Origin of the sequence: Methylocella tundrae, from assembly GCF_038024855.1 — a bacterium.
Taxonomy (GTDB): domain Bacteria; phylum Pseudomonadota; class Alphaproteobacteria; order Rhizobiales; family Beijerinckiaceae; genus Methylocapsa; species Methylocapsa tundrae.
Genome location: NZ_CP139089.1, coordinates 3,634,320 through 3,658,319, shown reverse-complemented (window position 1 = coordinate 3,658,319; position 24,000 = coordinate 3,634,320). Strand labels below are relative to the sequence as shown.

At 63.9% G+C, this 24,000-nt stretch carries 21 protein-coding genes and 1 pseudogene; 9 read left to right on the top strand and 13 right to left on the bottom strand.

All coding sequences use genetic code 11. From position 1 onward, the window contains the following. The first annotated feature begins 321 nt into the window (after positions 1-321). Positions 322-813: an SRPBCC family protein gene (locus SIN04_RS19075; protein WP_134491827.1), complete on the top strand. Its 492-nt coding sequence runs from the start codon at positions 322-324 to the stop codon at positions 811-813. A 148-nt stretch (positions 814-961) separates the two neighbouring features. Beyond that, positions 962-2,392, top strand: a complete 1,431-nt coding sequence (locus tag SIN04_RS19070) for an MFS transporter (protein WP_423135986.1) — start codon at positions 962-964, stop codon at positions 2,390-2,392. Here the strand turns inward: SIN04_RS19070 and SIN04_RS19065 are convergent, their stop codons facing one another. The 5 genes from SIN04_RS19065 to SIN04_RS19045 all read right to left on the bottom strand — a co-directional run bounded on the left by SIN04_RS19065 (position 2,393) and on the right by SIN04_RS19045 (position 8,448). After that, entirely contained in the window at positions 2,393-3,100 is a 708-nt protein-coding gene (locus SIN04_RS19065; protein WP_134491823.1) for an RlmE family RNA methyltransferase, read from the bottom strand. After that, positions 3,097-4,152, bottom strand: a complete 1,056-nt coding sequence (locus SIN04_RS19060; RefSeq protein WP_134492684.1) for a Ppx/GppA phosphatase family protein — start codon at positions 4,150-4,152, stop codon at positions 3,097-3,099. The genes SIN04_RS19065 and SIN04_RS19060 overlap by 4 nt, the downstream gene beginning before the upstream one ends. Positions 4,153-4,423: 271 nt before the next feature. Further along, a complete protein-coding gene (locus tag SIN04_RS19055; protein ID WP_341264146.1) occupies positions 4,424-6,904 on the bottom strand; it encodes a caspase family protein in 2,481 nt (826 codons plus the stop codon). A gap of 160 nt (positions 6,905-7,064) precedes the next feature. Further along, positions 7,065-7,700, bottom strand: coding sequence for a uracil-DNA glycosylase family protein (locus tag SIN04_RS19050; RefSeq protein WP_341264484.1), 636 nt, complete (start codon positions 7,698-7,700; stop codon positions 7,065-7,067). Between the two features lie 4 nt (positions 7,701-7,704). Then, positions 7,705-8,448: an MBL fold metallo-hydrolase gene (locus tag SIN04_RS19045; RefSeq protein WP_174512035.1), complete on the bottom strand. Its 744-nt coding sequence runs from the start codon at positions 8,446-8,448 to the stop codon at positions 7,705-7,707. Positions 8,449-8,863: 415 nt separating this feature from the next. On the opposite strand from SIN04_RS19045, the gene SIN04_RS19040 reads away from it, so the two are divergent. Both SIN04_RS19040 and SIN04_RS19035 read left to right on the top strand, forming a co-directional pair. After that, complete coding sequence (locus SIN04_RS19040; protein ID WP_134491819.1) at positions 8,864-10,420, top strand: sensor histidine kinase; 1,557 nt, start codon at positions 8,864-8,866, stop codon at positions 10,418-10,420. A 424-nt stretch (positions 10,421-10,844) separates the two neighbouring features. Further along, the gene (locus SIN04_RS19035) at positions 10,845-12,410 is read left to right on the top strand and encodes a S10 family peptidase (RefSeq protein WP_244605896.1); all 1,566 of its coding nucleotides are present in this window, start codon (positions 10,845-10,847) and stop codon (positions 12,408-12,410) included. Positions 12,411-12,518: 108 nt separating this feature from the next. Here SIN04_RS19035 and cobT read toward each other — a convergent pair whose 3' ends face one another. Next, on the bottom strand, positions 12,519-13,544 hold the full coding sequence (gene cobT, locus SIN04_RS19030; RefSeq protein WP_341264145.1) for a nicotinate-nucleotide--dimethylbenzimidazole phosphoribosyltransferase: 1,026 nt from the start codon (positions 13,542-13,544) through the stop codon (positions 12,519-12,521). A 321-nt stretch (positions 13,545-13,865) separates the two neighbouring features. Between cobT and SIN04_RS19025 the strand changes: the two genes are divergently transcribed. Together SIN04_RS19025 and SIN04_RS19020 are read left to right on the top strand one after the other, a co-directional pair. Further along, positions 13,866-14,114, top strand: a complete 249-nt coding sequence (locus tag SIN04_RS19025; protein WP_134491817.1) for a hypothetical protein — start codon at positions 13,866-13,868, stop codon at positions 14,112-14,114. 163 nt (positions 14,115-14,277) lie between these two features. Beyond that, complete coding sequence (locus SIN04_RS19020; protein WP_341264144.1) at positions 14,278-15,069, top strand: adenosylcobinamide-GDP ribazoletransferase; 792 nt, start codon at positions 14,278-14,280, stop codon at positions 15,067-15,069. Positions 15,070-15,082: 13 nt separating this feature from the next. On the opposite strand, the gene SIN04_RS19015 is transcribed toward SIN04_RS19020, so the two are convergent. The 4 genes from SIN04_RS19015 to SIN04_RS19000 all read right to left on the bottom strand — a co-directional run bounded on the left by SIN04_RS19015 (position 15,083) and on the right by SIN04_RS19000 (position 19,100). Continuing rightward, positions 15,083-16,402: a peptidoglycan DD-metalloendopeptidase family protein gene (locus SIN04_RS19015; protein WP_134491815.1), complete on the bottom strand. Its 1,320-nt coding sequence runs from the start codon at positions 16,400-16,402 to the stop codon at positions 15,083-15,085. Positions 16,403-16,523: 121 nt separating this feature from the next. Continuing rightward, positions 16,524-17,216, bottom strand: coding sequence for a protein-L-isoaspartate O-methyltransferase family protein (locus tag SIN04_RS19010; protein ID WP_166795993.1), 693 nt, complete (start codon positions 17,214-17,216; stop codon positions 16,524-16,526). 13 nt (positions 17,217-17,229) lie between these two features. Further along, positions 17,230-17,991 carry a 5'/3'-nucleotidase SurE gene (gene surE / locus SIN04_RS19005; protein WP_134491811.1) on the bottom strand — a complete coding sequence of 254 codons (762 nt, stop codon included), beginning with the start codon at positions 17,989-17,991 and terminating at the stop codon, positions 17,230-17,232. Positions 17,992-18,191: 200 nt separating this feature from the next. Continuing rightward, complete coding sequence (locus tag SIN04_RS19000; RefSeq protein WP_134491809.1) at positions 18,192-19,100, bottom strand: cell envelope integrity EipB family protein; 909 nt, start codon at positions 19,098-19,100, stop codon at positions 18,192-18,194. A gap of 188 nt (positions 19,101-19,288) precedes the next feature. Here SIN04_RS19000 and SIN04_RS18995 point away from each other — a divergent pair, with 188 nt between their 5' ends. The 3 genes from SIN04_RS18995 (at position 19,289) to SIN04_RS18985 (ending at position 21,160) form a co-directional block, all read left to right on the top strand. Beyond that, positions 19,289-19,762, top strand: a complete 474-nt coding sequence (locus tag SIN04_RS18995; RefSeq protein WP_134491807.1) for a RidA family protein — start codon at positions 19,289-19,291, stop codon at positions 19,760-19,762. 16 nt (positions 19,763-19,778) lie between these two features. Continuing rightward, positions 19,779-20,555 (top strand): glycerophosphodiester phosphodiesterase family protein, encoded by a 777-nt coding sequence (locus SIN04_RS18990; protein WP_341264143.1) that lies wholly within the window; start codon positions 19,779-19,781, stop codon positions 20,553-20,555. 128 nt (positions 20,556-20,683) lie between these two features. Then, positions 20,684-21,160 carry a Spy/CpxP family protein refolding chaperone gene (locus tag SIN04_RS18985; RefSeq protein WP_134491805.1) on the top strand — a complete coding sequence of 159 codons (477 nt, stop codon included), beginning with the start codon at positions 20,684-20,686 and terminating at the stop codon, positions 21,158-21,160. 44 nt (positions 21,161-21,204) lie between these two features. Here SIN04_RS18985 and SIN04_RS18980 read toward each other — a convergent pair. The 3 genes and pseudogenes from SIN04_RS18980 to SIN04_RS18970 all read right to left on the bottom strand — a co-directional run bounded on the left by SIN04_RS18980 (position 21,205) and on the right by SIN04_RS18970 (position 23,907). Beyond that, positions 21,205-21,971: pseudogene (locus SIN04_RS18980) on the bottom strand (IS5 family transposase). Between the two features lie 197 nt (positions 21,972-22,168). Further along, complete coding sequence (locus SIN04_RS18975; protein WP_134491801.1) at positions 22,169-22,693, bottom strand: DUF3280 domain-containing protein; 525 nt, start codon at positions 22,691-22,693, stop codon at positions 22,169-22,171. Between the two features lie 182 nt (positions 22,694-22,875). Beyond that, positions 22,876-23,907 carry a fatty acid desaturase gene (locus SIN04_RS18970; protein WP_134491799.1) on the bottom strand — a complete coding sequence of 344 codons (1,032 nt, stop codon included), beginning with the start codon at positions 23,905-23,907 and terminating at the stop codon, positions 22,876-22,878. Between the last annotated feature and the right edge of the window lie 93 nt (positions 23,908-24,000).

Genomic DNA, 24,000 nt, shown 5'->3' with positions numbered 1-24,000 from the left:
ATGGCCGGGCAAAAGCAATACGTCGTCGAAGGTAAGGGCCTCGCTGAGCGCGGGACGCGTAATAAGGGCCAAAGTGCCAACTCCAAAATTGCCGCCATGGCAAAGCCGCGAAAGTTCCTGCGGGAGCGAACCTCGAAGTTCAAGATTCGCATCGACCAAGAGTTGCGGGCGGCTCTTAGCACGGAGATCGTCCGGCGCAAAGGCGGGAGACCATCAAATGCGGCGGCGGCTGGACAAAGGGGCGCCGCGCCGATCATAAAGAGCTGCAACCCCTGCCCGCTTGACGCGTTGCCGACGGCGTTCACGGAGATATAGGGCGCCATGCCAGGATTTTCAGCTCAGATCGAGATAAAAGCCCCCGCCGCGGAGGTTTTCGCCTTCGTCTCTGACATTAACGATATGCCGCGCTATCTGCCGACCGTGGAGAAAGCCAATTGGAGCGGCGAAGATCGCGTGCATCTCGAGGGAGCAGCGAATGGACGCCCCTATGCGGTCGACGGACGGCTGCACATCGACGCGGATGCGATGCAAATGTCCTGGGGCTCGCTCGAACGCGAGTCCTATCACGGCGAATTGCAGGTTTTCGAAACGGATGAAGGCTCGGAACTTGCCTGCCGCATCGAATTTCAGCCGCATCTCCAGACAATGGAGAATCTGGCCGGAGCCGCCGTCCCGGACGCGGACTTTATCAAGGCAAAGCTCGACGCTGTGTTGCGCGCGGCGAAACAGGCGGTCGAAAGCCAGCGGAAGGCCGCCGCCGGCGAAGGGGAGTTGGAGCCGGCGAACAAAGGCGATTATAAGCTCGTGTTCTGAACGCACGCCGGACCGCGCGACGGGCGGAAGATTCAGTCAGACATTCAAGGCTCAGAGCGGCGCGGATCCCCGCGGCGCTGATTCCGCCCGAAAAAAAGCGAAATCAATCGCGGCGTTCGCCGGGCGAGGCGGCGGTCGCGCCAGGAACATGAATTTGCCCCGCTACGTCGTGACCGCCCTGATCGTCGCCTGCGCCCTGTTCATGGAGACGCTTGACGCGACGGTGATCGCAACCTCCCTGCCCGCCATCGCCCTCGACCTTCATGAAGATCCGATTTCGCTCAAGCTCGCGCTGACCTCTTATCTGGTCTCGCTCGCCGTTTTCATTCCGGCCAGCGGGTGGGTCGCGGACCGCTATGGCGCGCGGCTGATTTTCCGGGTCGCCATTTCGATCTTCACACTCGCTTCGATCGGCTGCGGCCTCTCGAGCACCTTGCCGGAACTGGTGACCGGCCGTCTGGCGCAAGGCCTCGGCGGCGCGATGATGGTGCCCGTCGGGCGCCTTCTCCTGATGCGCTCCGTCGAGCGCGGCAACCTCGTGCGGGCGCTGTCCTATCTCACCGTTCCCGCGCTTTTCGGCCCGGTCGTCGGCCCTCTCGTCGGCGGCTTCATCACCACCTATTTCCACTGGCGCTGGATCTTCTGGGTCAATGCGCCGATCGGCGTCATCGGCATCATTCTCGCCACCATCTTCATCGACGACGTCAGGGAGGACAATCCAGGGCCGCTCGACGTCGCCGGCTTTGTCCTGTCCGGGGTCGGACTGTCGACTCTCCTCTTCGGCCTCGCCGTCGCGGGCGGCGGCCTTGCGCCCTTGAGCGTGACGATCGCCCTGATCGGCTTTGGCTCATTGGCTCTCGCCGCCTATGTCCGGCACGCGCGCCGCATCGCCTTTCCGCTCCTCGACCTGCGGCTTTTGTCGCTGCATACCTTTCGCGCCAGCGTCGCCGGCGGGGCCTTGTTTCGCATCGGCATAGGCTCGATTCCCTTTCTTTTGCCGCTCATGCTGCAGATGGGCTTCGGGCGGAATTCATTTCAATCCGGCGCGATCACCTTCGTCGCCTCGGCCGGAGCGCTCCTGATGAAGACGACGGCGGCGCCGATCCTGCGCCGCTTCGGCTTTCGCAGGGTGCTTGCGCTCGCCGCCCTGCTGAGCGGCTCGCTCCTGTCGAGCTATGGCTTCTTCACCGCGGCGACCCCGGGCCTCGTCATAATGGGCGTCCTGCTCGTCAGCGGCTTCGTCAACTCGCTGGAGTTCACGGGTCTCAATGCGATCGCCTATGCGGAAATCGACAATCCGGATATGAGCCGGGCCGTGAGCTTCGCCTCCGTCGCTCAGCAATTGTCGCTGAGCCTTGGCATCGCGGCGGGGGCGGCGGCGCTACAGGGATGGAGCCGCCTCAATCCGGGCGAGGGCGTATTTTCGCCGGAAGGCTTCCGGTTTGCCTTCATACTGATGGGGCTTTTGTGCATCGCATCAAGCGCGATCTTCCTGCGCCTGCCGGCCGACGCCGGAGCGGAGTTGACCGCGCGGCCCGTAAAGAAAGCTCCCGCCGCCGAACCCGCGCACCGGGTCTGATCAAGCCTCCGGCCGGCCGCGAAACCCTGTCGCCAGAACATAGAGCTCGGACGAATCGGCGCGGCTCGCCTGCGGCTTGACATGGCGCACCACGGCGAAATCGCGTTTCAGCCGGGCGAGCACCTCATTTTCCGTGCCGCCCTGGAAAACCTTGGCGAGAAAGGCGCCGCCGGGCGCCAAAGCCTCGCAGGCAAAATCAGCGGCAAGTTCGACAAGCCCGACGATGCGCAGATGATCGGTCTTCTTGTGGCCCGTCGCGTTGGCGGCCATGTCGGAGAGCACGACGTCCGCCTTGCCTCCCAGCCATTCGATCAGCAGCTTCGGCGCTTCGGCGTCGAGAAAATCCATCACCTTGAACTCGGCGCCGGGCATTGGATCGATGGCCAGAAGATCAATGCCGATGATCTTGCCTTTGCCCTCGGCGGCGCCGATCCGCGCGCCGGCCGCCTGCGACCATCCGCCGGGCGCGGCGCCAAGATCGATGATTTTCTGGCCGGCTTTGAGAAAATGATAACGCTCGTCGATCTCGATGAGCTTGAACGCGGCGCGCGACCGGAATCCTTCGCGCTTGGCCTGCGCGACATAGGGATCGTTGAGCTGTCTTTGCAGCCAGAGCGTCGAGGAGAGCGAGCGCTTGCGCGCCGTCTTGACGCGCGTCTTCAGCGAACGGCCGCCCTCGCGGCCCGAAGCCGCCTTGGTTCCGGTCATCGCGAAGCCCGCAAAAAAGCCCGGTCCGCATTGATCATTTGCATCAAAATTCCTTCGCGAAGGCCCCGGTCGGCGATGCGCACGCGGTCAGCGGGGAAAGCGCGCCGGATAGCCTCGAGGATGGCGCAGCCGGCGAGCACAAGGTCGGCGCGGCCAGCGCCGATGCAACCATTCATGGCCCGCTCGGCATAGCTCATTTTCCGCAATGAAGCGACGGCGCCATTGACCTCCTCGCTCGACATCCAAAGACCATCGACGCGTCGCCGGTCATAGCGGGCAAGGCCGAGGTAGACGCCGGCGATCGTCGTCACCGTTCCAGACGTCCCGAGCAAATGAAAATTGCGACAGCGGTGTTCGGCCCCGACCTTGGCGACGAACTCCATCAAAGCCTCAGAAACATGCTCGACCATCGCCTCGAAGATCGCGTCGGAGACCTCAAGGCCGCCGAATTTTTCCGCCAGCGTCACGACGCCGAGTTTCAGCGACACCCAGAAACGCACGCGCTCCCGCAGCGCGCCATCAAGGTGGTGCGTCGCGCCGGACGGCTTTCTGCTCGATCGCCCAAGCCAGACGATCTCGGACGAGCCGCCGCCGATGTCGAACAAAACGACGCTCGCGGCGGCGGAGTCCGCGAGACAGGCTGAGCCGGCGGCGGCGAGATGGGCCTCTGTCTCGCGATCGACGATCTCGAGTTCGAGCCCGGTCGCGTCCCTCGCCCGTTGCAGAAATTCAGCACCGTTCTCGGCCGAGCGGCAGGCTTCCGTTGCGATCAGCCGCGCGCGCGTCACCCCGCGCGTCTCGATCTTGTGGCGGCATATCTTGAGCGCGCTGATCGTCCGGTCGATCGCCGCCGCGCTGAGCCGGCCGGTGCGGGACAGCCCCTCCCCCAGGCGGACAATGCGCGAAAACGAATCGATCACGCGAAACCCGGCGGATCCTTCATCAGCCGGCGCCGGCCGCGCGACGAGGAGCCGGCAATTGTTGGTTCCAAGGTCAAGCGCGGCGTAAACCGCGTCGCGCAACGTCTTTTGCTCCTCCTCCGACGGCTTGATCCGCGCCCCGCTTTCCCCGCGCCATTGCGCACCGCGATCAGGCCTCTTACCGCCGCCGTTTCCGTCATCTGCCGCCGCGGCGTAAGGGCCGCAAGCGCTGGAACCTGGCGCGCCGCCTGTGCAAGTCAGGGCCAGTTCCGAACTTTCCAATGGTCCCACTGCCCACTCCCCATGCGGCCGGAGTGACTCCGCTGCTTTGACACACAGTGTAACAATGGCTTGATCAAACGCCAAGCGCCGCCAGCCAGGACGCGGCGCGGCGCCTTTGCTTTCAAGGGTGATTTTGTTCCTCGCCCGGCTTGCCTGGCGCTGGCCTTTGCTGCGGTTGAGGCTTTTGCGCCTGGGGCGGCGGCGCCTGCGGCCTCTGCAGGGGAGCCTGCGGCCTTGGGGGCTGCGGCGGCGCTTGATGTTGTGGGGCCTGCGGCGGCTGAGGCCTCTGGAACTGAGGCTGCTGCGGCTGAGGCCTCTGGATCTGGGGCTGCTGCGGCGCCGGGGGCGGCGCCAGCCGCTGTGGTTGTATTTGGGGCCTCTGAGGTTGCGGCTGCGGTCGTGGTTGCGGCGCCTGATGCTGCGGCTGCGGCGGTGGCGCGACCGGATGCGGGGTCTCGGGCCGAACCAGCGCAGGCGCGGCGGGCGCCGCGGGCTTCGGCGCGACCGGGCTGGGAGCAGCCGGACGGGGCGGGGCTGCGCCGGGCGCTGGATGAATGGGCGCAGCGGGCGCGGGCGGCGTGGCTGGCGCTCCCGGCGGCCGGGCGGCTGGCGGAACTGGCGGCAGGCTTTGCCGCTGCGGCAATGGATGGCCGGGAGCTGCGACAGGAGCGGCGCTTGGAGCGGCGGCTGGAGCGGCGGCTGGAGGCGGCGGCGCAGGCGCGGCGGGCGTCGGGGCTTTCGGCGCGAGCGCGCCGGGCGCAGCCGGATGGGGCGGGACTGCGCCGGGGGCCGGATGAATGGGCGCAGCAGGCGCCGGCGGCGTGGCTGGCGCTCCCGGCGGCCGGGCGGCTGGCGAAACAGGCGGCAGGCTTTGGCCCTGCGGCAATGCGTGGCCGGGAGCTGCGACAGGAGCGGCGGCTGGAGGCGGCGCAGGGGTGGGCGCGCCCGCAGGGGCGCCATTTGGTCCCTGTGGACGAGCATTCAGCGGCGGCGCGGGATATCCCTGCGGCGCCGGCTGGCCCGGAACCGCGGGAATTGGCGCCGCCTGACCCGGCAGCGGGCGTGCTGGAACTGGCTGGCCCGGCTGTCCGGCGCCTTGACCCGGCCTTCGCTGCGGCGAAATCCCCTGGCCTGGAGCGCCCTGAGGCGCGCCTTGAGGTGCGCCCTGAGCCGGTGCGCCCTGAGCCGGAGCGCCCTGGGGGGCGCCTCCTGGTCCGACCGGCCCCTGCTGGCCGAAATTCGGCTGATTGAATCTCCCCTGCGGACCTTCATGACGACCGAAAGGCAAAGGGACAGGGATGGGAATCGGCAGGAAACCGGGGCCGCTCGGCGCGGGCGGAGGCGGCAAGTCGACAAACTCCCGTGGCGGCGGCGGCAGAAAATAGACCGGCGGCGGAGGCGGCGGAGGGTAATCATCCGGATCGAACATAATCGCTGGCCGGTCGATGATCTCATATTCTGGCTGCTGCGGCGGCGGCAGGCCGCCGAAATCGTAAAGCTCGAAGCGCGGCGGCGGCTCCAGCGGAGCCGAAATGAGGCTCAACCGCCGGCGTGCATCATAGATATGCGGTCCCTTGGGATAGCGGCGCAGATAGCTCCAGTAGGCGTCCGGCGTATTGGCCTCGATCGTGCGCCGCCAGGTCAGCGCTTCGCGCCGCGCCGCCAGCAGCGCGCGGACGCGACGGGCGAGCGGATCGTGCGGATAGGCGATAAGAAATTCCTGATAGCCCTCGAGGGTGTCGCGCTCCAGGGCTGCGGCATAGGCCTCGCTCGCCGGAAACGAGCCGACCGGGCGGGATTGCAGGGCGGCGTAATCCTGCGCCGCGGCCGCGTTCGGAGCGCCCTCCAGAAGAACCAGCGGCGGGGTGATATTCGAGGCGTCCCAGGGCGTGACGGCGCCTTTGGTGATCTCGTTGACGCGCAGCCGCACCTGCGAAAACACGACCTCGACCGGTACGCCGCCCTGACGCAGCAGTTCCGATAGCGCCTGCGCATAGGCGCCATAGGAGCCGGGCTCGTCCGGCGCGATCGTGCCCGGCGCCGCGTTGAAGGCGTAAAGCGAGCCGGGCTCAGCGTCGACCAGCGCGAGGCCGCCGGCGAGATGCCCGCCGGGCGCGAACTGATTGGCTCGCGCCGCGTCGAGAACGATGATGCGCGCGCGCAAAGGCAGACTCGCCAGCGCCCGCGTAAAATCCGAAAGCCGCAGCGCCTGCAAGGGAATATCCGCCTCACGCGCGATCACCGCGTCAATCGGGGCGATATAATTCTCGCCCTCATATTGAAGGCCGCGTCCGGCGAGATAGACGAAGACGATAGCGTTCGGCCCCGCCTCAGTCGCCTTTTCCAGAAAGTCGCGGAACGCGCGGCGAAGCGAGTCCTGATCGAGATTGGCCGCCCCGACGACATCAAAGCCGGCTCCGCGCAGCGTCTCGGCGACGAGCCCGGCATCGTTGGCGGCGGTCGCCAGCGGATCGGCGTATTGCGCATTACCGATAACGAGCGCGAGCCGGGGCTCGCCGCCCTGGGCGCTGGCTGGTTGCGCCGAGCCGGCGCAAAATGCGACGGCCACGACGAACAACCGAAACAGGACCGATCTGAGCATCAACCAACCTCAGCAAAGCTTGAGCGACCTCTGCCTTAGAGAGGAGCATTGCGGCTGAACATTGGCTGAACGCGGAGATTGCGATGATGCGCGAGGTCGCGCCTTGTCGCCTTCCGGGAACGAAGAGGCGCATCCGCTTTCCCTTCGCCTCGGCCTGCGCTCAGACGATCATTCGCGCGACTTCCTCGCGCAGAGCCGGCAGGACCTCCGCCTCGAACCAAGGATTGCGCTTCAGCCAGCCGCTGTTGCGCCAGGAGGGATGCGGCAGCGCGATGATTTTTGGATGCCCGCCGGAAAACTCCGCCCAGCGCCGCACGAGCTCATGGAGCAGCGCGCCTTTCGGCAAAGGGCGCCCGAGGCGCGAAAAATGATAGTCCTGCGCATATCGGCCGATCGCCAGAATGCATTCGATTTGCGGCATCGCGTGAAAAAGTTCGTCGTGCCAATTGGCGCGGCATTCGGGGCGCGGCGGCAGGTCGCCCTTGTCGGGCGTATGGCCGGGAAAGCAAAATCCCATCGGCGCGATGGCGATTTTCCGCTCATCGTAGAAAACATCGCGCGAGACATTCATCCATTGGCGCAGCCGATCGCCCGATGGGTCGTTGAACGGCAGCCCGCTCGCATGCACCCGCACGCCCGGCGCCTGGCCCGCGATCAGGAGACGCGCGGTGGACGAGATCCGCAGCACCGGACGCGGTTCGTGCGGCAGGCTTGCGCCGCGGGGCGCATCGCGGCAGAGGCGGCACGCTCGAATGCGGGCCGCCACATCGGCGAGATCCGCCGCGAATTGCGCCATAACGTCAGACCTCAAAAATTTGTCCGTCATAGGCGGGCGTCAGCCCTGCGAGCTCCATCTCGGCGCGACGCGCCAAAGCCGATGCGCCCATATGCGTCAGCACCATGCGCTTCGCCGAGAATGCGCCCAGATTCGACTTGAGGGTCGGCCAATCCATATGACCGGTGATCGGCTCAACGCCAGAGTAACATTCGCAGACGAAAAGGTCGGCGCCCGCGCCGATCTCAAACAAGGCTTCTGTCCAGGCGGTGTCGCCTGAATAAGCGAAGACGGCTTGACCGTCGCTGAGCCGCAGTCCCGTCGAAATCGAACCGGCGGAATGGATGACGCCAAAAGTCTCGAGGCTGAAGCCGCCGAGTTTCGTCGGCCTGCCCGGCGAAATCTCCTCGACGCGCCATGCAAAGCTCCAGTTCAGCTTGCTGACCCCTGGAAAGAAGTTGTCGAGCGTATCGTAGAGCCTTTCCCTTAGCCCCGGCGGCCCTGCGAGCAGCAGCGGGCGGGTCCGGCGCTCGACGAATTGGCAATCGAGCAGCAGGAAGGGAAGACCCCCGAAATGATCGCCATGAAGATGCGAGATGGCGATCGCGTCGATCGAATCGAAACTGAGGCCGAGTTTCTTCCAGGAGGCGATCGAGGTCGCGCCAAAATCGACCAGCGCGCCGGCTTCGCCGGAGTCGATCTTGAAGCAGGTGTGAGAGCGTCCGCCCGTTCCGAACGCATCTCCTGATCCAACAACCGTAACTTTCATTGGCGGCCCGTTTCCGTCACTGCGCAGTTCCCTGCTCGTCTTTGCGGCGAAGGCGATGGCCTGCGCGTCCTGCTGCGCCGCCGCGGCCCCGCGACGGATGCGCCGATCTTCGCAAGCCTGAATACTCGTTCGTCAAGAAAGATGGAACGGCCCGATAGGGAACGCCTGAGATCGACATGGGCGGAACGCTAAGTGGGCGCGCCGGTCCGCAATGTGTGCTGGCGCACAGAGGTGTCGTCGCTGCGCCAGCGCCCGCGCTTTCGACCGTTTTGGGCCTGCGCCTGGTCAGCCCCGATCCAGCTCCAAACACCAACAATGCGACAGGCTGAATGAGGCTGTCATTAATCTTTTTCGGGCACCGTCCCCGACGACCAGACACCAAATCGACGCGAGACGAGCGCGGATCCGGCCAACGATGACAGAAATCTCCGCAGATATGATCGCGATGGGCTCAGGCGATTCCCCTATCGCCGCCAAGTCCCGCGCTCTGTCCGTCGGATTTCGTGGCAGCCGGGCCGCGCCCGACGCAAGCGCGGCCGATCCGCGCGATTTCGACGCCGATTTGCTCGGGCTGTTCGCCGAGGGCCAACGATCCTGCGCCGTCGCAATGGCCGCCCTCGGCGCCATTTTCGCCGCCATCGCGCTGGCGTGGCTCACGGTCGACGCCGTGATTATCTGGCTCTGCCTCAACCTCACGGCGCTCACGCTGACCCAGTTGATTGCCCGGCGATTTCCGCGGACCGCCCGCTCAAGCGCCTCGGCGCTACGCTGGCGGCGCGATTTCATCGTCGCGGAAGCCGTGCAGGGCGTCATCTGGGCGATGCTGGTCGAACTCGTCGGTCAATCGGGCGATCCCGCCGCGGTCGCCTGCGCGGTTGTCATGGGGCTTCTCGTCGCCGCCATGGCCGCCACCATCAGCCCCTGCATTCCCGCCGCAGCTTTCGGCGTCATGGCTCCGATCGCCCTGACGATCCTCACCTTCACGCGTCAGGCGAGCCTTTCCGACGGAACCATGCAGCTCATCATCCTCGCCTGCGGAGCGCAGCTCTATTTCATCCTGCTGGCGCGAAAACTCTACGCGGCCGCGGTTGAAGCATTGTCGTTCCAGGGCGAAAAGGACGAATTGATCGCTGAACTCGAACAGTCAAAAGCCAACAGCGATCTCGCGCGGCGGCGCGCCGAAGAGGCCAATCTCGCCAAATCGCGCTTCCTCGCCACGATGAGCCATGAGCTGCGAACGCCGCTCAACGCCATCCTCGGCTTTTCGGAAGTCATGAAGGGCGAGCTCTTCGGCGCACACATCGTCGCGTCCTACAAGGAATATTCAAACGATATTCATTCCAGCGGCCATCATCTTCTGATGCTCATCAACGAGATTCTCGATCTGTCGCGCATCGAGGCCGGCCGGTTCGAACTGAAGGAAGAGCCGGTCGCGCTGGATCATATCGTCGAGGACTGCCGCCACCTTTTGATGCTGCGCGCCAAAAAGCGCAACATCGCAATCCACGAGGCCGTCGAGGCCAATTTGCCCCGCATCTGGGCGGACGAGAGGGCGCTGCGGCAGGTGACGCTGAACCTGCTCTCGAACGCCATCAAATTCACGCCGCATGGCGGCTCCATCAAGATCCGCATCGGCTGGACGACGACCGGCGGCCAATATCTCGCCGTCCGCGACACCGGCCCAGGCATTCCAGACGAGGAAATCCCCATCGTCATGTCCTCGTTCGGCCGCGGCGCGCTCGCACAAAAGAACGCCGAGGAAGGCTCGGGCCTTGGTCTGCCGATCGTCAAGGGCCTCGTCGAACTGCATGGCGGCACATTCACGCTGAAATCAAAAGTGCATGAAGGCACCGAGGTTATCGTGATTTTTCCACCAGGGCGGGTCATTGAGCCGAGCGTCAGCCCGGAGGCCGAACTCACCGCCGCCAGAATGCGCCGGCGCGCCCGGCGCGAGGCGCATTCGGCAGCTTAAGGAATGTTCCGGTAAGATCGGTTCGATCTAATCGACATGAGTCTCGAACTGTCGAGTTTGAGCCGATTTCCAATCGACCGAATGACTGCGTTCACACTGGCGGTCGCGGCTCCCGATATGATGCGCAACCTCATGAGGAGTTTTCATGCCGTCGTGGCTTTGAGCCCCGCGTCACGGTCTTGTGCAAAGCCATTTGCGCAAGGCGCGGATAAAAGCGACAATAACGGCGGCGGCGCCGTCGCGGCGGAACGGCAAGGGGTCGCTGGCAGCCGCCCGGCTGGCCGGAGCGATCATCGGATTTCTTCAAGCGTCGCCGCTCTTCGACGCCCGTCCGGCAAAATATCCAACAAAGGTCGCGCATGATTTCATTGCGCGGCGCCGGATCTGATCGCCCGGAGCAGACCGCAAGAGGAGACAGCCAATCGTGATTTTCTCTTTTTTAGTCGCGCCTCGGCGTGCGGGGACGCCTGCTGCGCTCTTCGCGGCCCTTTTTTTCAGCGCCCTCGCCGCCGCCTCCTTCGCCGCGGCCGATGAGGTTGCGCCGCAAACCCCGGCGCATCATGGCGCCGCGGAGGCGCCTTCTCCCGCCGCCACCACGCCGCCCCATCCCCTGCCCCCGGCCGCCGTCACCACTCATGTCGTCGACCTGCCGGGCCGCAGCCTGCATTTCAAAGCCATCGCCGGCGCCATTCAGCTCAGTGATTCCCAGAGCGGCGAGCCGCTCGCCGACGTCGGCTACGTCGCTTATGTTCTCGACGGCGGCGATCCGGCGAAGCGGCCGATCACTTTTGTCGTCAACGGCGGCCCCGGCGCGGCGTCGGCCTGGCTCGACCTCGGCATGATGGGGCCCTGGCGGCTGAACCTCGGCGAGCAGCCGACCTCGCCTTCGGCGCCGCCGATCACGGTCGATAACGCCGACACCTGGCTCGATTTCACCGATCTCGTTTTTCTTGATCCGCCGGGAACCGGCTACAGCCGGATCCTCTCCAAAAGCGAGACGGCGCGCCATCATCTCTATTCGGTCGAGGGCGATATCGAGGCGCTGTCGGTTGTGATCCGCAAATGGCTCGGCGCGAATAAACGGCTGGAGAGCCCCAAATTCATCGTCGGCGAAAGCTATGGCGGGTTTCGGGCGCCAAAGCTCGTGCGGCGATTACAGGATACCGAAGGCGTCGGCGTCGAGGGACTTGTGCTGATCTCGCCGGTCATCGACTTCGCCTGGTTCGAGGGGACGAATAATCCGCTGCCCTTTGTGACCCACCTGCCTTCGCTGGCCGCCGCCGCGCGCGGCCTGACGGTCGCCGACGCGCGCCAAAGCCTCGCAGACGTCGAAGCCTATGCGGCCGGTCCCTATCTGACCGACCTCGTGCGCGGCGAGCGTGATCCGGCGGCGCTGGCGCGGATCGTCGATAATGTCACGCGCATCACGGGGCTCGACGCGGCTTTCGTGCGCCGTCTTGGCGGGCGCATCGATCCCTTGAGCTTTGCGCGCGAACGCGGCCGCGACGAGGGCAAAATTTCCAGCCGTTATGATTCGAACGTCAGCGCGTTCGATCCTTTCCCGCACTCCGCTTCGACCGACTATTCAGACGCCATTCTCGATGCGGACAAGACTCCGCTAGCGAGCGCGATGGCCGACATCACCGCCAACCGGCTCGGCTGGCCGGTCGACGCGCGCTATGAAATCCTGAATGAATCGGTTAACCGCCAATGGGATTGGGACGGCAAGCGCGACAAAAATCAGTCGCTCAGCGATCTGAAACAAGAGCTGGCGATTGATCCGCGCCTGCGCGTCATCGTCATGCACGGGCTCACCGATCAGGTGACGCCCTATTTCGCCTCGAAACTGCTGATCGATCAGATCCCCCCTTTCGGCGACCCGGACCGCATCTCGCTCAAAATCTATGACGGCGGCCACATGCCCTACCTGCGCGACCAGTCCCGCGCCGCAATGCGGGAGGACGCGCGCAAGCTGATCGAGGGGAAATAACCTCCTTGAGCAGAATGGATTCAAACGGAATTCGCATTCTGTTCGTTAAATCTTTGTTCTGACGGATGATGTTGGTCCAAAAGTTCGCAACTCTTTCGGCGTGAGGTTCTATCCCTCGTCTTTGCCGGCGACGTGAGCCTCTGCGAAGGTCGCCATATCCGTATGGCAGGCGAGCGCCGCCTTGATCACGCCGACAGCGAGCGCCGCGCCAGACCCCTCCCCGAGCCGCATGCCAAGGTCGAGCAGCGGCTTCTTGCCGAGACGGCGCAAAACCTCGCCATGCGCGCCTTCGGCCGAGACATGGCCCGCGAGGCAATGATCGAGCGCGCGCGGATCGAGGGCGTGGAGAATGGCGGCGGCGGCGCAGGCGACATAGCCGTCGAGCACGACGGGAATGTTCTGCATGCGGGCGGCGACGATCGCGCCGGCCATCGCCGCGATCTCGCGTCCGCCGAGGCGCCGCATCAGTTCCAATGGATCGTCGAGAAATGGCCCGTGCAGCGCAACCGCCGCCTTCACAGCTGCGATCTTGCGCGTCAGCGCGCCGTCATCGACCCCGGTTCCGCGCCCAACCCAATCTTCCGCCACGCCGCCATAGAGCCCGTGATAAATCGCCGCGGCGATGGTGGTGTTGCCGATCCCCATCTCGCCAATACAGAGGAGATCGACTTCGCCCGCGATCGCCTCCATTCCGAAGGCGAAGGTCGCCGCCGCCGCCGCCGCCTCCATCGCCGGCTCCTGCGTGATGTCCTTCGTTGGAATGTCGAGGGCGAGGTCGAACACCTTGAGGCCAAGGCCGAAGGCGCCACAGATCTGATTGATCGCAGCGCCGCCGGAAGAAAAATTCTCCATCATGGCGCGGGTGACTGACGCCGGATAGGCCGAGACGCCTTTGGCGGCGACGCCATGATTGGCGGCGAAGATCGCAACAAGCGGGCGATCGAGCGAAGGGATCGGCTTGCCCTGCCATGCCGCGAAGAATTCGGCGATTTCCTCGAGGCGGCCGAGCGAACCTTGCGGCTTGGTGAGTTCGGCCTGGCGCGCGCGCACGGCGGCCGCGGCGCTTTCCGAGGCTTGCGGCATCAGCGCGATGAGATTGCGGATGGAGTCGAAAGGCGAGGCTTCAGCGAGCATGGCGACCCTTAGGGAAAGACGGACGATGGGCCTGATGGCGGCGCACCGTCTTAGCGCATTTTGAACGCCTGTCGATCAAGCGATCGGCGGCGTCCGCATGGGCAAAATAAAAAAACTTAGTCCAAGCATAAATTAAATTGAGGCTCTGTGACGCAGCCCATGAAACTGCGACAGGCAAGGCAACCAGCCGCGTCAACTTGTCTCGTAACTTCCATATTGCACTGCGATATACAAAGTATTACATCACGCTCAACAGCTTCAATTCGTTTCAATGGGGAGGAAACGGTTCGAGGTCTCAAGAACAAGAATGGAGATATCCGTATGACGACCAAACTCTCCGCCGTCGCCGCTGGCTTTATCGGCGCTTTCGCGATCATTGGCGCGGCCGTCGCGGCCCCCGTCGCTCCGGCCGAAACGAGCGAGGACGTGACCGGCTCGATTGCTACGCCCGCGTCAACAGCTGAATCGCCTGTCCGCGTCTATTGCTACAATGGCGACGCGCGCGACGGCACCACCCGGCACCGCGGCTGGGTCTGCCAGCAGGAAACCGGCGCGCCCAACAAACAGTAAGGACGTGGCGCCGCAAAAGCGCGAGGCTCCAGAGAAAAATGCTGCATCGCAAAAAAGAGCCGAAGCCTTCGGCTCTTCGATCGCCGGCTTCGAGCTGACGCATTTTCCAAAGAGTCCGCGCCAAAAGCCTCGACAAGAGTTCAACGATCATGGATGAGAAGCGATGCGCGCCAGCTCGTCGCTTCTCATCGACCTTCTGATTTGCCTGCGTTTTTTAACGCGCATTCCTTTTCCGGCGCTCGCAGCCGAGACGGCGCCGCAAAGCCTTTCCGGATTCTCCCGCGCCTTGCGCATGGTTCCGGCCGCCGGCGCGCTCCTTGGAGCCCTTTCCGCCGGCGCTCTCGTTTCCGCCTCAGCGCTGGGACTTCCGCCGCTCCTTGCCGCGCCGCTCGCCATCGCCGTACTCGCGGCGCTCAGCGGCGCCATGCATGAAGACGGCCTCGCCGATTGCGCCGATGGATTTGGCGGCGGCGCGACGCGCGAGCGCAAACTCGAAATCATGGCGGATAGTCGGATCGGCGCTTTCGGCGCCGTGGCGCTGGCTCTGGCGCTTTATATTCGCATCGCGGCAGTGGCGTCGATCGCGGCTCACAGCCTTGCCTTAGCGGTGACCGCCTTGATTGGCGCGGCGGCGGTTTCACGCGCGGCGGCGCTGATTCCGCTCGCGGTCCTGCCGCCCGCCCGCACCAAAGGAGCCGGTTTTTCCGCCGGGCGCCCGCAATCCTCCGCCTTGGCTGTCGCCGCGGCTCTCGCCGCCCTCTTCGCAGGCGCCCCGCTCATCGCGGGCGCCGATCCTTCAAAGTCGGCGCTGGCCTTCGCGGCCTGCGCTGGAGCGGGTTTTGCGTTCAGCGATCTCGCGCGGCGGCAGATCGGCGGCCAAACCGGCGACGTCGCCGGCGCCACGCAACAGATCTCCGAAGCCCTGTTCTACCTCATCTTCGCCGCGACCTTTTAGCAATCGCCGGCGATCACAGTCCCGCCAGATAAAGCGTCGGATCGACAGGCGTCGCGCCCTTGCGCAGTTCAAAGTGCAGTTGCGGCGAGGCGACATTGCCGCTTTGTCCGGATTTGGCGATGACCTGGCCGCGCTTCACCGTTTCGCCGCGCTTCACTTCGATGTCGCCATTGTTGGCGTAGGCGGAGACGAAGCCGTTTGGATGGCGGATGAGGATGAGATTGCCATAACCTTTCAGCTCGTTGCCGGCGTAAGCGACGACGCCGCTTTCGGCCGCCTTGACCGAGGTTCCTTCCGGAACGGCGATATTGATGCCGTCATTGCCGCCCAGCTTGAAGGCCTGGATGATGCGCCCGCGCGCCGGCCAGCGGAATTCCGGATTGGCGCCGCCAGCCTTTGCGGCATCGGCGGGAGCGCCAGCCGCGTCCTCGGGCTCGGCCTTCGCCGTCTCTTGCGCGGGCGTTTCGGTCTTTGCCTGTCTGGCGGCGTCCTGCTTCGTCAAAACCGCGGTCTTGACCGGCTGGGCGGCGACGGCTTCGGTCTTCGCCACGACGACTTTCCTCGGAGCTTCGGCGACAAGCGTCTTGACCGGCGCTTCGGCGACTTTGGCGGCTTTGGCGGCTCGCGCGCTTTCCTGCTCCACGGCGACCTTGCCCGCATGGGTCATCGCGGCCGCCTTTTCCGCCGTCTGCCGTTGCGCCTTCTCGCTCGCGTTCGCGAGCCTCGTTTCTGGAGCGCCCTTCAAAAGCTTGATCTTCTGGGCATGGGACTCGGCGGCCCGGACCGGAGCCGGGGCGGCGGCCTCGGCCTGCGCGACCCTGGCCGCTGCCGCTCCGCCGACCGCATTATAGACCGGGATCACGATCCTCGTACCGGGCTGCACCTGGGCGGCGGAGGCAAGACCATTGGCCTTGACCAAAGCCTCGACAGGCACGCCATAACGGTTGGCGAGAACCGAGGCGCTCTCGCCCGGACCGACGGAAACGGGGGTTCCCCCTGCCGCTGACCATCCGGCGACCGCCTGAGAGACGCGCGGCGGCGATGCGGCGGCGACGCGGGACGCTTGCGTGGCGGGGCTGGAATATTGAGCGACGGGTGCTCCGAGGGGGCGGGACTGCACCGGCGTCACGGGCGCTGCGGAATGATAGCTCAACGGGTTGATGCTTGAGGTCGGCGCCGGATCGGTGCCCGCGTCCGATGTCTGGAAGGGGTTGCTGAACGGATCGGCCATCCGCTCCGATCCCGCGCAGCCGGCGAGCAAGCCCGCGGCGCCAGCGATCAAAGCGACCCGTAACGCGACGCGTGAGCAATAAATCGAAGCAATGTGACTCATGACGCAACCCACCAACGCAGTAGCTATCACTGCATTAAAGGCGGCGTGAGTTAAGGGAGAGTTTAAGATGAACGCATATTCAACAAAAAGAGAAAATCATTAAGGTTGACGGCAACATGTCCTATAGCGCATGCGAAGCTCCGGCCAGGATCGCCTGCAGCCGGCAGGCGCAGATTGGCGTCACATCGAGCCCGCCCGAGCCGTGCCGCGCAACCCGCACCACATGCTGACGCCGCGGCTCGAACCGGTCGGGGCGCGCCATCACCATGACGCCGTCCGTGGCGAGGACGGCGAGCAGGCTTTGTGGCGGCTCATTCAGCGCGCCCTGCACGATCACCCGATCGAAGGGCCCCGCCTCGGCTGCGATGGCGAGCCCATCGCCCCAGGTCACGCTCGCCCGATCGACGCCAAGACGCAGCAGCCGCGCGCCCGCCTCGATGGCGAGACTTTGAAATCGTTCAAACGAGACGACATGCTGAGCGATCCGCGCGATGAGGGCCGTCGCATAGCCAGAACCCGCGCCGATCTCGAGCACCCGATGCCGGTTTGAAAGGGAAAGCGCCTCGATCATTCGCGCTGAGAGCCAGGGCTCCGGCAGCGTCTGACCGCAGCGCAGCGGAAGCGCGAGATGGCGGCGCGCGAGATCCTGATAGCGATGCGGCACAAAGATTTCGCGCGGCACCGTTTCGAGAGCGCGGAGCACATTCACATCCTGGATGCCGCGCGCGCGCATCGTCAGAAGGAACGCCGCCTTGGCCTGCGCCAGCGCGGCGGACCCGTCAGAGAGCGGCGCTGGCTCGTTTTGCGGCGTCAACGAGGGCTCCGTTTCAGCGCAGAGCCTGCGCATAACGCGTCAGCGTCGGCGTATCCGTCAAGTCGAGGCGCAGGGGCGTGACGGAAATACGATTTTCCGCCATCGCTTCCACGTCGGTGCCCTGGCCGGGATCGGAGAACGGACGATCGAAGGCGATCCAATAATAGGGATTGCCACGCCCATCGGCCCGCGCGTCGATTTTGACAAGATATCCGCGCCGCCCCTGAACCGTGACGGAGACGCCCTGCACGTCCTCCGGCGGGCAATCAGGAAAATTGATGTTGATAACGATATTCGGGGCGACGCCCTCGGCGAGAATTTTGGCGATCAGAGCCGGCGCATGGGTTTCGGCGCAACTCCAGAGCGCGTTCTCGCGCGTTGATCTACGGCCGAAAGACTGCGACAGGGCGATCGAGGGAATGCCCAAGATGGCGCCTTCCATGGCGCCCGCCACCGTGCCCGAATAGATCACGTCCTCGGCGACGTTCTGGCCGCAATTGACGCCCGAGAGAACGATGTCCGGCGGCGCTCCGTCGAGAATGCGGCGCACGCCCATGATGACGCAATCGGTCGGCGTGCCTTTGACGGCGTAACGGCGTTCGGAGATTTTACGCAGGCGCAAAGGATCGTTGAGCGAGAGCGAATGGGCGACGCCCGACTGATCTGTCTCCGGGGCGACGACATAGACATCATCTGACAGCGACCGCGCAATCCGCTCCAGCACGCCAAGGCCCGGCGCGTGAACGCCATCGTCATTGGTGACCAGAATGCGCATGAACCCGGCTCCGGAAGGCGGCCTAAATCATTTTCAAGCGAAGCGGATAGCGGTTCGCGCAGGCAATGCAAGAGTTCAAAGGAAGAAAGAGGTTTTTCGACGCTCTCGATCCAAGCGACGCGTCAGAGAAATAATTTTACGCAACGCCTCGCGTCAAGCGCTCTGCGCCCGCGCGTCAGCCTCCATGCGGCGAAGCATGCTTATTTGGAGCACGCCGGTTCGTTCATAATATTGAGGCTCGATAGTTCTCCCGACAGCACGAAATCGCCGTAATCAAGCTTCAGGGCGCGCGAGATGCCGTTCTGATAGAGATCGAACGAGAGGATATAGCTCGGGCTTTCGTCCTTTTTACCGCTTTCGAAATAGCTGATCGACACCGGCCATCGGGGCATTTTGGCGAGTTCTGCGACTTGCGCCGCCTTTTCGGGAACCGGAGTTGTCGTGGGCCGGCCGATATAGGTCGTTGTTTCAAAAACCTTTTCGCCCGTATCCGAGCCGTCGAAAACCTTGACCTCGATCAGATTCTTACCGGCTTCGGCGGCGGCGATGATGCGCTTCAAATGTTCGGTCGGAAATACGACGTCGTCACCAAGCTCTAGCTTGCTCCGCTTCGGCTTGGCCAGATTGACAAGGACCGGGCCGTTGCCCGACCTCACCGCCGTGCCGTCGATCGATTCCGTCGCCCCATTGTCTACCTTGGTCTGCATTTTGAAGTCGAAACTCTTGCCGTCCGAATCTTCAAAGGTCGCCGAATGCATGTCCGATACGCGGGTCGGTCCCTCGGCGGGCTGCAGCTCCGTCAGTTGCCGGAAATTCTGGACGTAGCCTTCGCAAGGGGAGCCCGCGAAATCGAAAGCGATGCGCCCGTGCGCGGCCGTCGGGCTCTTGCTGCCGACGGATTTCGAGAGGGTCAACTCGTAGATGGCGTGATGCGGCGCGAGGGGGATCTGCTCGCCAGGGTTGGCCTTGAGCTGATCCATCTTAACTGGATCCGGCCGCACCTGATCCAAAGGGCCCTGAGCTGGATTGCCGGCGGCGTAAACCGCGGCGAGGGGAAAAAGGCAAGCGAGCGCGCCAGAGATCAGGAGGCCGGCATGTGAATGAGACATGATCGTTGTTCCTTGAGCGTCAGGGCGGCGGCTGAACGATTCCTCCCAGGAAACGAATCCTGCCAAGAGCGCAAGCCTAAGGTCAACACGCGGGACTTGCAACCTTTGCGGCAAGGGCCGCGCTTTAGGTTCGACGGCAGGCCGGTTCGCCGCTATATCATCGCGAGCTAAAAAAGGAGATTTTAAGGATGAGCAAAACGGAAGCGAAATTGAAGGCCCTCGGGGTGAGCCTGCCCTCCCCTGTCGCGCCGGTGGCGAATTATGTTCCTTTTGTGATTTCTGGCCGGCTTCTTGTTATTTCCGGCCAGTTGCCTTTCGGGATGGACGGCAAGATTGATCCCGCCCATATCGGCAAGATCGGCGCGAACGTCACCGTCGAAGCCGGACAGGCCGCCGCGCGGGCCTGCGTCATCAACGTGCTCGCCCAGGCCAGGGTCGCGCTCGGCGATCTCGACAAGATCACGCGCTGCATCCGGCTTGGCGGCTTCATCAACGCGGCGCCGGGCTTTTTCAACCTGCCGCCCGTCATGAACGGCGCCTCTGACCTCATTGTCGAGGTTCTGGGCGATCCTGGCCGTCATGCGCGATCCACCGTCGGCGTCGCTGAATTGCCCCTGCAGAGCGCCGTCGAAGTCGAGGCCATGTTCGAGATCGCGGCTTGATGCGGGCGTTGCAAGGGTGAGCCATCCGCTTATGCGCGCCGCGCCCGTCAACGCCCCTGATTGGCTGACAGAGCGGCCGGTCGCGCATCGCGGCCTCCATTCGAAGGCGCGCGGCGTCATTGAAAACACGCTGGCGGCGGCGGAGGCCGCCATCGCGCGCTGCTACGCCATCGAATGCGACATCCAGCTTGCCGGAGACGGCGAGGCGGTGGTGTTCCATGATTTCACCCTGCCGCGCCTGACGCAGGGGCATGGCCGCGTCGATGGCTTTTCTGTGCAGGAGCTCATCGCTCTGAGGTTCAAGGAAAGCGAGGCAAAGATCGCGCCCCTTTCGGCGTTTCTCGCGGCAATCGCAGGCAGAACGCCTCTCATCATCGAAGTCAAAAGCCGCTTTGACGGCGATTTGCGCCTCGCCGAACGCGCGCTTGCGATCGTTTCCGCCTATGCGGGGCCAGCGGCCCTGAAAAGCTTTGACCCGGACGTCCTCGCCTTTTTCCGCGCACAAGGCTTTGCCGGGCCCATCGGTCTCGTGGCGCAAGCGCGTTATGAGGCGGCCGAATGGCCCGAACTTGGAGCCAGCCAGCGCGCGGCGCTTGCCGCCCTCAGCGCATTTTCCACCGTCCGGCCAGATTTTCTCTCCTGGCATGTCGGCGATCTGCCGCATGCAACCCCCGAACTCTGCCGCGGCGGGATCGGCATGCCGGTCCTGACATGGACAGTGCGTTCGCCAGCCGATCGCCACCGCGCGCAAGAATGGGCGGACCAGATGATTTTTGAAGGATTTGAGCCGTGAGCTTCATCCAGCACTTGGCCGAAAACCGCGCAGTACGCAAGATCGCTTATATTACGAGCAGTTTACTTGACCGATAGTTGGCGCAGAGCAACGTTAAGGCATTATTGGCGTTTCTTAAGGCATTTTCGGTGAAGAAAACGATTCGCATTGCTTCGACGGCCGCGACCTTAGCCGTTTCTCCATTCGCCGGCGCCGCCTTCGCCACTCTCGACGACCGGCGCGAACACTACTTGCAAATGTCCATCGAAGACGCGCAGGCCTTAATCGATGCGCGCGTCGTCGCGCTGAGGGCCGGTCTCGACCTCACCCCGGCGCAGGAGAAAAACTGGGCGCCCCTGGAAGCGCTCGTTCGTCATCAAGCTCGGCAGCGCAAGGAGCGCTTCGCGGAAGGGCGCCTGAGGCGCAATGAAAGCAGCGAGTATTCTGACGCGCTCCAGCGCCTGCAACGCATCTCTGAACGGCTTTTCGCCCGCGCCACTGATTTGAGGACGCTCTCGGAGGCCGCGAGACCGCTTTACGAGAGCCTCGACAAAGAACAAAAGCGCCGGTTCGGACGCCTTCTGCTCGCGAGTATAAACGCACAAGGGTCGCACGCCGAAACGTGATGCTCGCAATCGAAACGGGCCGCGCGCTAGGTCGTAGTGACGATTTACCTTAGCACTATGGCGATAGCGGCGAGGAGAACGAAGCCTTGGTAGTTGGCGATGAGCTTGTCGTATCTTGTCGCGACCCGTCGAAACTGCTTCAACTTGTTGAAGAAACGCTCGACGAGATTGCGCTCCTTGTAGAGCGCCTTGTCGTAGTGGAGCGGCGCGCGGCGATTGGATTTCGATGGGATGACGGGTTTGGCCCCGCATTCGAGGACAGCCTGGCGCAAGTGATTGGCGTCATAACCCTTGTCGGCGATGACGGCTTCGGCCTCGAAGCCTTCGATCAGGGCGTGCGCCTTGGTGATGTCGTTGCGCTGGCCTGGCCCGAACAGCAGGCGGACGGGATTGCCGAGCGCGTCGGTCGCGGCGTGGATCTTGGTGCTCAGGCCACCGCGAGATCGCCCCAAACCTTGGGCATCCGCCCCCCTTTGGCGATTCTTGCGCCGGCAGCGTGCTGGTGAGCCCGCACGATGGTTGAATCGATCATCAGCCATTCGAGGTCGGCTTCGGTGGTGAGCGCTTTCAGAAACCCATCCAACGCGCCTCGCTCGATCCAGCGGTAATAGCGTCGTTTCACCGCTTGATGGTCGCCGAAGCGCTCGGGCAGGTCGCGCCAGCGCCCGCCCGAGCGGGCCATCCATAACAGCGCATCGACGAAGCGCCGGTTATCACAGCGCGGCCCGCGCTGACCGGCCCTGCCGCCCGGCACGAGGTCGCAAAGCCGCTCCCATTGATCGTCGCGTAGCGCATCGACATCCCGAATCATCAGAGCTGATCTCCAAAAATCAGCCTTGAATCATGGAAAACGACCGGCGAGAATCCCTCCAGCGAGGAATTCGTCACTACGATCTAGAGCATATTCCGATCAGATCGGTTCGATCTGATTGACAAGAATATGCTCAAGCTTTTGAATTTGGGGCGGTTTCTCATCGATCGAATGACTCCATTCGATCGGAAACCGCTCTACTGCGCGGCCGCGCCCTGCGCGCCGGCGCTCGATAGCCGATCCTTCACAAGAAACTTCACCGCTCGCGTATAGGCTTCATCGTCGTCGCCGCGAAACTGGCCGCTCGCATAAGCGACCGCTTTGCCGGTCTCAAGGTTTGTAATGGTTATGTCGAAGCTCGAGATCAGGCTTGAAACCTTGTGCACGGTGGCGAGCGCCGCGAATTGCGCGCCTGCCTTGCGGGCGATTTCCCGCCAGCACCCGTTGCAATTATATCGCGGCTCGGTTTTCGCAATCTCGTCGCGATAGGGTGAAAGGTCGACCGCGCGGTAGCGTCCGTCCTGTTCAAGCGCCTTGGCCAAGGTCGCCGTAGCGTGTTCGAGACGCTCCGCCTGGTGGGGTTTTGCGCCTTCGCCGCTGGTGTCCCAAAGCTCGACGGGGAACACCGCCAATGGCTGCGGCTTGTTTGTTTGCGCGACGGCTCCGGCCGCCGCCATCATCAGCGCCAACGCCGCCAGTCCAAACCGAAGGCCAGCCCACATACCGTTCTCCCTTAGTTATTTTTTCGATCTTCTGTGTTTCAGGCTGCGAACGCCCGCCCCATCGGGGCCGGGCTTCCAACGCGCGAACGGGCAAAAAGGTCCGCTGAAGCTCGCTCACGCAGCGTCGGCGCGCGCACGCCCGAATCGCTGCGCCGCGTGCAAAATGCGAGTAAAAACGAACCTTAACGTTTGGCGGGGGCTGGGGTGTTGGCGGCGCTGCGATCGACGCGCGTATAGAGCGTGTAATGCGGATCGAAGATGAATTTGATCAGCAGCCCGAACCAGGATTTATGCGTCTTGAGATGATCGTAGAACTCGGGCGCCATGCGCTTCAGTTCCGGTAGCCGCGTCCACGGAATGTCGGGAAAGTCATGGTGCTCATTATGATAGCCGATATTGAGCGCGACTATATTGAGCGGGCCATAGTAGTCGAAGGTTTCCTGCGCCGGATCATCGGTGAAATGCTCCTGCACCCAGCGCGCGCCGAGCGGATGCAGTCCGCCGACCGAGAACCAGAAAGAAGCGAAGAGATAGAGCAAGGCGTTGGGCCCCAGAAAGACCAGTACGGCTATGTCGAAGAGGATGACGCAAACCGCGTTGATATAGGTCCACCGGCCCCACATCGGGACGGAGCCGCGAAGGCGCCCGAGCCGCGCCAGCTGAAACGCTGCGAAGAAAAACATCCAGGCGGCCTTGCCGTACCAGCTGTGCCCGAAGGTCCGCGCCTCCCAATGGCTCGGCAGATCGGCGTCGAAATCATAATCGCCAAGATGGGAATGGTGCTTGATGTGATAGCAGCGAAAGCCCATCGCGGTCGGCACGGTATTCGGCAGATCGGCCAGGATGCCGACCCATTTGTTCCAGACCGGCTTCTTCAGGATGGCGTTATGGCAGGCGTCGTGAATGACGACGAACATTGCGTGATTGGCGAAGGCGCCGACGCAAAAGGCGGCGATCAGGGCGAGCCACCAATAGCCAAGCCCAAGATGGCCGAGAAGCCCCGCGATGACAAGCTGCCCCGCGACGACGCAGAGCGTGATGACCGCGGTGATCGGATCATGGCCGATGAGGCGGGCGACTTCCGGATGCGCCGCCATAATCGCGCGCCGGCGCGGCGGATGCGGACGCGGCGCGGTGGTCTGGAGAAAGCCCTCGGTCGAGGCGGCGCCCGGGCGGGCGCGAGCGGCGTCGACGCGCGTTGCATGCAGACTCATTGAATGGTCTCCTGAAGGTGGATCGTTTCAAGATTAAAACGATCCTCCCCATGTCGATCTGATCTAGCGCATATTTGCGTCAAAACTTGGCGC

What these genes read in the sequence shown, in the direction of transcription:
- SIN04_RS19075 (WP_134491827.1), top strand. Translation starts at nt 322, where the DNA reads ATGCCAGGATTTTCAGCTCAGATCGAGATAAAAGCCCCCGCCGCGGAG.
- SIN04_RS19070 (WP_423135986.1), top strand. Translation starts at nt 962, where the DNA reads ATGAATTTGCCCCGCTACGTCGTGACCGCCCTGATCGTCGCCTGCGCC.
- SIN04_RS19065 (WP_134491823.1), bottom strand. Translation starts at nt 3,100, where the DNA reads ATGACCGGAACCAAGGCGGCTTCGGGCCGCGAGGGCGGCCGTTCGCTG.
- SIN04_RS19055 (WP_341264146.1), bottom strand. Translation starts at nt 6,904, where the DNA reads ATGCTCAGATCGGTCCTGTTTCGGTTGTTCGTCGTGGCCGTCGCATTT.
- SIN04_RS19050 (WP_341264484.1), bottom strand. Translation starts at nt 7,700, where the DNA reads ATGGCGCAATTCGCGGCGGATCTCGCCGATGTGGCGGCCCGCATTCGA.
- SIN04_RS19045 (WP_174512035.1), bottom strand. Translation starts at nt 8,448, where the DNA reads ATGAAAGTTACGGTTGTTGGATCAGGAGATGCGTTCGGAACGGGCGGA.
- SIN04_RS19040 (WP_134491819.1), top strand. Translation starts at nt 8,864, where the DNA reads ATGACAGAAATCTCCGCAGATATGATCGCGATGGGCTCAGGCGATTCC.
- cobT (WP_341264145.1), bottom strand. Translation starts at nt 13,544, where the DNA reads ATGCTCGCTGAAGCCTCGCCTTTCGACTCCATCCGCAATCTCATCGCG.
- SIN04_RS19025 (WP_134491817.1), top strand. Translation starts at nt 13,866, where the DNA reads ATGACGACCAAACTCTCCGCCGTCGCCGCTGGCTTTATCGGCGCTTTC.
- SIN04_RS19020 (WP_341264144.1), top strand. Translation starts at nt 14,278, where the DNA reads ATGCGCGCCAGCTCGTCGCTTCTCATCGACCTTCTGATTTGCCTGCGT.
- SIN04_RS19015 (WP_134491815.1), bottom strand. Translation starts at nt 16,402, where the DNA reads ATGAGTCACATTGCTTCGATTTATTGCTCACGCGTCGCGTTACGGGTC.
- surE (WP_134491811.1), bottom strand. Translation starts at nt 17,991, where the DNA reads ATGCGCATTCTGGTCACCAATGACGATGGCGTTCACGCGCCGGGCCTT.
- SIN04_RS19000 (WP_134491809.1), bottom strand. Translation starts at nt 19,100, where the DNA reads ATGTCTCATTCACATGCCGGCCTCCTGATCTCTGGCGCGCTCGCTTGC.
- SIN04_RS18995 (WP_134491807.1), top strand. Translation starts at nt 19,289, where the DNA reads ATGAGCAAAACGGAAGCGAAATTGAAGGCCCTCGGGGTGAGCCTGCCC.
- SIN04_RS18975 (WP_134491801.1), bottom strand. Translation starts at nt 22,693, where the DNA reads ATGTGGGCTGGCCTTCGGTTTGGACTGGCGGCGTTGGCGCTGATGATG.
- SIN04_RS18970 (WP_134491799.1), bottom strand. Translation starts at nt 23,907, where the DNA reads ATGAGTCTGCATGCAACGCGCGTCGACGCCGCTCGCGCCCGCCCGGGC.